We start from the raw sequence: 7435 nt of genomic DNA on the forward strand, positions 1-7435 counted from the left end.
GCCCACCGCTCGCCAGGTGTGGTCCGTGGTGTGGGTGGCGTGAGGTTGGATGGGCACCGTGTTGGTTGCGACTGCGAACGTGAACGGGATCCGCGCCGCCTACAAGCGCGGGATGGGCGACTGGGTGGCCGCGCGGCGCCCGGACGTGATGCTGCTGCAGGAGGTGCGCGCCCCGGACGAGATCCTCAGCGACTTCCTGTCTACCGCCGAGTGGGATCTGGCGCACGAGGCCTGCGAGATCAAGGGCCGGGCCGGGGTGGCGATCGCCTCCCGGCTGCCGATGAGCGCGATCCGGATCGGCCTGGGCACCGGGGTGCCGGTGGACACCGGGCGCTGGGTGGAGGCCGACCTGGAGCTGCCCGGCGGCGGCAGCCTGACCGTGGTGTCGGCGTACATCCACTCCGGCCAGGCCGGCACGCCCAAGATGGACGAGAAGTACGCCTTCCTGGACATCGTGACCAAGCGGCTGGCCGAGCTGATCGGCTCCGGGCAGGACGTGGTGGTCGCCGGTGACCTCAACATCGCCCACCGCGAGGTCGACCTGAAGAACTGGCGGACCAACCGCAAGAACGCCGGGTTCTTGCCCGAGGAGCGCGCCTACCTGGACCGGTGGTTCGACGAGCTCGGCTGGCGGGACCTGGGCCGCGAGCACGGTGGTGAGGGTCCCGGCCCGTACACCTGGTGGACCTGGCGCGGACAGGCCTTCGACAACGACGCCGGCTGGCGGATCGACTACCAGCTCGCCACGCCGGGGCTGGCCGACAAGGTCGCCTCGGTGGAGATCGACAAGGCGCCGACCTACGACGAGCGGTGGAGCGACCACGCTCCGGTGCTGGTGGACTACCGGGTCTGATCAGCCCTGCGCGGACGGTGCGCCGGGGGCGCCGCTGCGCATCGCGACGATCTGCCCGGTGGCGTCCGCGGTGATCCAGGCGTCGTGGTAGTCGTCGGCGGTGCTCAGGTCGAACATCGCGGGACCGCCGCTGGTCCGCGACACGTACACCGTGGGCTCGGGGTCGTCGATGCCGGTGAGCTCGGGCAGCTGGGCGACCAGGCCCGCCACCAGCGACCAGTCCACGGCGGTGGCGTCGAAGAGTTCGTCCGGCAGGTCGGCCGGGTCGGACTGGATCAGCTCGGCGCCCTGGTGCTGGGCCTCGCCGTCCCGCCAGGTCCAGCTGTCGGTGGTGGTGGCGCCGGGGCTGGTCAGGGCGTCGGCCACCGCGTAGGTGCGGAACAGGGTGATCGAGGTGAACTCGGTGACCCCGGCGGCGGCGACCAGGTCGTCGATCACCCGCTGGGTGCGGTCGGCCGGGAAGATCGACTGGGCCTGTGCCTCGGCCTCGGCCGCCTCCGCCTGCACCTGCTCCACCGGGGTGCCGGTGGCCACCGCCCAGGCGTCCTCCCGGACCGGCCAGACCCGGATCGCCACCCCGGCGGCGAAGGCGACCACCAGCAGCGCGGCCGGGATCCGCAGCAGGCCCCGGCGGTCACGGCCCCGGGCCGGCGGCACCGTCCACTCCGGCGCGGACTCGGTCGCCCGCAGCCGGGTGTCGGTGTCGGCCAGCCGCTGCCAGTGCGCGGGCGGCGGGTCGAGCAGCGTCAGCTCGGGCCGCTCGGCGTCCGGCTGGCCGACCACCACGATCGCCCCGCGCTGCAGGCTGGGCAGCCGGCCGAGGTTGACCAGGGCGCGGGTGGAGGTCTGGTACGCGGCCCGGTTCCGCGGCTGGGCGAGCAGCTGGATCTCACAGATCGGGTTGTCGTTGACCGAGCTGCCGGTGGCGCGCACGTCCAGCACCTTCGCCAGGAACACCCGGCCCTCCCGGTCGGCGGCGTCCACGTCCTTGATGGGTGCGGCACCACCGGCCAGACTGCGGCCGATACTCACCACGACCAGCAGCACGGTCATCGTGATCGCGGTCGCGGGCAGCCACCCCCAGTGCCGGTCGTCGATCTCGGTCACGGTGAGGATCACCGACGTGACGAACATGCCGATCACGGCGGAGAGCAACAGGCGGAGCATGTCGCCCATCCTGCCTGTTCAGGGAGGTATCGCTCAAAGCTCCGCGGTCGCCTCGGCCGGCCGGGGGAGCTCGCGCAGCCGGATCAGCGGGGAGAACAACACCGGCAGCACGGACAGCGCGGTGCCGCCGGCGGCGATCCAGAGCGTGGGCAGCACGCCGAACACGTGGCCCAGCCAGCCGCCGAGCAGTCCACCGAGCGGCATCGCGCCCCAGACCAGGAACCGCACCGACGCGTTCATCCGGCCCAGCAGCGGCGGCGGGCACAGCCGCTGCCGGAAGCTGACCTGGGCCACGTTGTAGACCACCACCGAGAACGAGAAGAAGAACCCGCCCACGATCAGGGTGAGCTGGGGCGGCACCGGCAGGGTGATCGCCAGCGGCGTCAGCACCGTGCCGGGCACGAAGGCGATTGCGGACAGCGGGATGATCCGGCCCTCGCCGACCCACCGGCCGAGCCGGTCCGAGATCGCCGCCCCGATCAGCCCGCCGACCGCACCGGCGGACAGCACCGTGCCGTAGGCGGCCTCGTCCAGGCCGAGCACCCGCAGGGCGTAGATCACCACCAGCGCGTTGGACACCGCGGAGAACAGGTTGCCGATCCCGGTGCAGGCCACGATCCGGCGCAGCAGCGGCTCGCGCAGCACGAAGCGCAGTCCCTCGGCGACCTCGGTGCGCAGCGGTCGCCGGGTGTGCGGCGGCGGCAACACCTCGGACTGGCGGATCCGGCCGACCGCGACCGCGGACAGCAGGTAGGTGACCGCATTCACCGCGATCACCGCCGGCGCGCTGATCACCCGGAGCAGCGCGCCGCCCAGTGCCGGCCCGACCACCATCGCCACCGACTGGGTGGCCTGCAGCTTGGCATTGCCCTCGCCGATGTGGTCCAGGCCGACCAGCCCCGGCACGTAGGACTGGTGCGAGACGTCGAAGAACACCGAGGCGGCGCTGATCACCAGGGCGCCCGCGTACAGCACCGGCATCGACCCATGCCCGGTCAGGGCCAGGCCGACCACCACCGCCAGGGTCGCTGCCCGGACCAGGTCGGCCAGGATCAGCACCCGGCGCTTGCGCATCCGATCCACCCAGGCGCCGACCGGCAGGCCGATCACCAGGAACGCGGCGGTCTCGGCGGCGGTGAGCAGGCCCATCTGCGCCTCGGTGGCGTCCAGGTGCCGCACCGCCAGGATCGGCAGCGCCAGGCCGGTGAGCTGGGCGCCGAGCTGACCGAGCGCATCGCCCACCCACAACCGGCGGAAGTCGGCGTGGTGGATCAGGGAGCGGTGCGGGGAGGTCACGTCAGTAGGGTGCCGCGACTGATTGGGAAATGTCAATCAGTAGGATGGCGACATGACCGAACCCGCACCCGACCCGGATGCCGACGCCCGCGCCCTGGCCTCCACCCTGCGGCTGCGCATCCTGCGGATCTGCCTGGACGAGTCGCACACCAACCGGGAGATCGCCGAGCGCCTGGGCAAGAACCCGGCGACCGTGCTGCACCACGTGCGCACCCTGGTCGACCGGGGCTTCCTGGCCGCCGAGCCGGTGCGCCGGGGCCCGCGTGGCTCGCGGGAGGTGCCCTACCGGGCCACCGGCCGGTCCTGGCGGGTGCCGGAGTTCCCCGGCCAACAGCAGGTGATGCTCAACGCCTTCCTGGAGGAGCTGGCCGAGGCGCCCGAGGACTCGGTGGTCATGACCCGGCTGGGCGTGCGGCTGTCACCCGACGAGCACGCGGAGTTGATGCGCCGGGTGGACGAGTTCTTCGCCGAACTGGCCGACCGGGAGCCCACCGCGGACGGCGACCCGTACTCGATCCTGTTCGCCCTGCACCTGGACGCCGGGCGGATGTGAGCTCAGGCGGCCGGGCCCTCCGCGGTGGCCACCAGGAACGCCGGGGCGCGCAGACCCGCCGCCTCGAACGCCTCCGCCACCGCGGTCGCCACCGGCTGCACCGCGGCGGCCGGGACCAGCGCGATCGCCGAGCCGCCGAAGCCGCCACCGGTCATCCGGGCGCCCAGTGCACCGGCATCCCGCGCGGTCTCCACCGCCAGGTCCAGCTCCCGGCAGGACACCTGGTAGTCGTCCCGCAGCGAGGCGTGCGAGGCGTCCATCGCGGCGCCGACCTCGGTCAGGCGGCCGGCCTCCAGCAGGGCGACGAACTCCTGCACCCGGCCGATCTCGGTCACCACGTGCCGGACCCGCCGGACCAGCACCTCGGCCAGCGCCGAGTCCGCGCCCTCCGGGCCGGTCACCCGGGCCAGGGTGGCCAGCGCGTCGCCCAGGTCGTCCGGCCCGATCTCGCGCAGCGTGCCGACCTCGAGCAGCTCGGCGGCCCGCTCGCAGTCCGCGCGCCGGGCGGCGTACTCGCCACCGGCGTGCGAGTGCTCGGCCTTGGTGTCGATCACCAGCAGGGCCAGGTCGTGCCCGGTCAGGTCGAAGGGCACCTGGCGCACCGAGTCGTCCCGGCAATCCAGCTCCAGCGCGTGCCCGGCCCGGCCGCGCAGCGACACCGCCTGGTCCATCCCGCCGGTGTTCGCGCCGGCGATCTCGTTCTCGGCCCGGACGCACAGCGCGGTCAGCGTGGTCCGGCCGGCGTCGGTGCCCGCCAGGCCGATCCCGTTCAGCGCGTCCAGCGCGACCGCGACCGCGCACTCCAGCGCCGCCGAGGAGGACAACCCCGAGCCGTAGGGCACGCAGGAGTCCACCGCGATGTCGAAGCCGCCGACCGGGTGCCCGGCCTGCCGCAGCGCCCAGGCCACCCCGGCGACATAGGACGGCCAGCCGTCGACCGTGCCGGGGGCGACCGCGGCCAGGTCGACCTCGCGCACGCCCGCCTCCTGCGCGGACACCAGCCGGATCCGGTCGCCGGTCGCCGGTCGCACCGCGACATAGGTGCGATGGGGCAGCGCGAACGGCAGCGCCAGGCCACCGTTGTAGTCGGTGTGCTCGCCGATCAGGTTGACCCGGCCGGGGGCGGACCACACCCCGGCGGGCTCGGCGCCGAACTGCTCGGCGAACAGGGCGCGGGCGCGCTCGGCGCCGTCGGCACGGTCCCAGGCGGCGACCCAGGTGGTGGTGGTCATCGGGCCAGCTCCTTCAGCCGGGTGGCGATCCGCTCGGGGGTGGTGTCACTGATCCAGGCCGCCATCCCGGACTCGACCCCGGCCAGGTACTTCAGCTTGCCCGGCGCGCGCAGCACCGAGAACAGCTGCAGGTGCAGCCGGGACAGCTCCCGCCCGGTGCGCACCGGCGCCTGGTGCCAGCCGGAGATGTACGGCAGCGGGATCGGGGTGCCGTCCGGCTCCTCGAAGAACAGGTCCAGCCGGCGCAGCAGCTCCAGGTAGGTCACCGCCAGGTCGGCGCGCTCGGCGTCGGTCAGCGCGGGCAGGTCCGGCACGTCGCGCCGGGGCGCCAGGTGCACCTCCACCGGCCAGCGCGCGGCGAACGGCACGTAGGCCACCCAGTGCTCGGAGGCCAGCACCACCCGCTCGCCGGCGCGCAGCTCGGCATCCAGCACGTCCCGGCCCAGCAGCCGCCCGGTGCGGTCGGCGTACTCGCGGGCCTGGGTCAGCATCGCCTGGGTGCGCGGGGTCAGGTACGGGAAGGCGTAGATCTGGCCGTGCGGGTGGTGCAGGGTGACACCGATCTCTTTGCCGCGGTTCTCGAAGGCGAAGACCTGCTCGATACCGGGCAGCTCACCCAGGTGTGCGGTGCGGTCGGCCCACGCCTCGATGATGGTGCGCATCCGGGTGGGGGAGACGGTGCGCAGCGAGGCAGTCGGGTCCGAACTGAAGCAGATCACCTCGCAGCGACCGGCCGCCGGGCGGGTGGGCCACAGCTCCTCACCGTCGCGCAGGGTGACCTGGTCCGGCACGCCCGGCACCGCCATCAGCGACGGGAAGCGGTTCTCGAACACCACCACGTCGTAGTCGGTGTCCGGGATCTCGCCGTCCTGGTACGCCGCGCCCGGGCGGGCCGGGGCCAGCGGGTTGGCGTCGGCCGGCGGCAGGAAGGTCCGGTTCATCCGGTGCGCCGCCATCGGGATCCAGTCACCGGTCAGCGGGTCGCGGCGCAGCTCCGGGCCGGTGACCGGGCGGGCCACGCCGTCCTCGCCGACCACCGGGGCGAACCGGTCCGGCAGCGGCCGCGGGTCGTCCAGCCGGCGCACCCGTTCCCCGCTGACGTACTCGGCCGAGTCGTCGAAGTAGAACAGGTCCCGGCCGTCCGCCATCGAGGTCCGGGTCCGGCGCACGCCGGGGGTCAGCAGGGTCGAATCGGTCACTGGTGCTCCTTGGTTCGCAGGACGCAGCCCGCCTCGGCGAGGGCGGTCCGGGCTTCGGTGGGCAGGGCGTCGTCGCTGATCACGGTGTCCACGGCGTCCAGCGCGGCGATGTGCGCCAGGCCCACCACGCCCCACTTGGTGTGGTCCGCCAGCACGGTGGTCGCCGCGGCGGCGTGCAGCAGGGCGCGGTCGGTGGCGGCCTCGGCCAGGTTCGGGGTCATCAGCCCGCTGGCGTCCAGGCCGTGCACGCCCAGGAACAGCCGGTCCACCCGCAGGGTCGCCAGCGCGGCGTCCGCGACCGGGCCGACCAGGCCGTCGGAGGGGGTGCGTGAACCGCCGGTCAGGATCACGTCCAGCGGTCCGGTGCCCGGCGCCGCGCGGTGCAGGGTCTCGGCCACCGGCAGCGAGTTGGTCACCACCGTCAGCGGGCGCAGTTCGGGGTCGGCGGCGATCCGCTGGGCCAGCAGGTGGGTGGTGGTCCCGGCGGACAGGGCGACCGCCTGGCCCGGGGTGATCTCCTGGGCGGCCAGGGCCGCGATCGACTCCTTCTCCGCGGTGGCCCAGGCGCTCTTGGCCTCGAACCCGGGCTCGTCGGTGGGCCGGGCCAGGGTGTCCGGGGCGACCGCACCGCCGTGCACCCGGCGGACCAGGCCCGCGCGGTCGAGCTCGGTGATGTCCCGGCGCACGGTCATCTCCGAGACGTCGAGCAGCTCCACCAGGTCGGCGACCCGCACCGCACCCCGGCCGCGCACCTCGGCGACGATCCGATCCTGTCTCTGACTGGCCAGCACGAGTGACAGTATCCACCACAACCGAACAAGAACCAACACGCGCCTCTGCGTCGGGTGGCCTTGCCGTCCCGGGAACGACGCCGCGCCCCGCCGGGACCTCGGCGTCGCGCGCCGCCCGGCGCCGAGGCCGCAGCCATCCTGTCCCGTCCCGAGGTCGCAGCCGCCCCGCGAGACCGTGCCGTCCCGCGCCGCCCCGAGACCGTGCCGCCCCGCCCCGCCCCGAGCCCGCGCCGCCCCGCCCCGAGCCCGCGCCGAACTGGGCGCCCTCGGCCGTCACGTCCGCGTCGCCACGGATGATGATCGTGCCGCCGTCGCCGTGCGCCCCGCCGCCGATCCCGGCGGAC

Annotated in this window: 7 protein-coding genes; 2 read left to right on the top strand and 5 right to left on the bottom strand. The window is 74.0% G+C overall.

All coding sequences use genetic code 11. The features are described from left to right. Positions 1–49 precede the first annotated feature (49 nt). Entirely contained in the window at positions 50–853 is an 804-nt protein-coding gene (locus tag HGA03_RS17960) for an exodeoxyribonuclease III (protein WP_168631667.1), read from the top strand. On the opposite strand, the gene HGA03_RS17965 is transcribed toward HGA03_RS17960, so the two are convergent. After that, positions 854–2020: a hypothetical protein gene (locus HGA03_RS17965; protein ID WP_168631668.1), complete on the bottom strand. Its 1167-nt coding sequence runs from the start codon at positions 2018–2020 to the stop codon at positions 854–856. A 33-nt stretch (positions 2021–2053) separates the two neighbouring features. After that, the gene (locus tag HGA03_RS17970; RefSeq protein WP_168631669.1) at positions 2054–3316 is read right to left on the bottom strand and encodes an MFS transporter; all 1263 of its coding nucleotides are present in this window, start codon (positions 3314–3316) and stop codon (positions 2054–2056) included. A gap of 52 nt (positions 3317–3368) precedes the next feature. On the opposite strand from HGA03_RS17970, the gene HGA03_RS17975 reads away from it, so the two are divergent. After that, complete coding sequence (locus HGA03_RS17975) at positions 3369–3869, top strand: ArsR/SmtB family transcription factor (protein ID WP_168631670.1); 501 nt, start codon at positions 3369–3371, stop codon at positions 3867–3869. 2 nt (positions 3870–3871) lie between these two features. Here HGA03_RS17975 and galK read toward each other — a convergent pair whose 3' ends face one another. The 3 genes from galK to HGA03_RS17990 are packed head-to-tail and all read right to left on the bottom strand — an operon-like array spanning position 3872 to position 7091. Further along, positions 3872–5101: a galactokinase gene (gene galK / locus HGA03_RS17980; protein ID WP_168631671.1), complete on the bottom strand. Its 1230-nt coding sequence runs from the start codon at positions 5099–5101 to the stop codon at positions 3872–3874. After that, positions 5098–6249 (bottom strand): galactose-1-phosphate uridylyltransferase, encoded by a 1152-nt coding sequence (galT, locus tag HGA03_RS17985; protein ID WP_168631677.1) that lies wholly within the window; start codon positions 6247–6249, stop codon positions 5098–5100. The genes galK and galT overlap by 4 nt, the downstream gene beginning before the upstream one ends. A gap of 47 nt (positions 6250–6296) precedes the next feature. Further along, the gene (locus HGA03_RS17990; RefSeq protein ID WP_168631672.1) at positions 6297–7091 is read right to left on the bottom strand and encodes a DeoR/GlpR family DNA-binding transcription regulator; all 795 of its coding nucleotides are present in this window, start codon (positions 7089–7091) and stop codon (positions 6297–6299) included. Between the last annotated feature and the right edge of the window lie 344 nt (positions 7092–7435).

This window comes from Cellulomonas denverensis (genome assembly GCF_012396125.1).
Taxonomy (GTDB): Bacteria; Actinomycetota; Actinomycetes; order Actinomycetales; family Cellulomonadaceae; genus Cellulomonas; species Cellulomonas denverensis.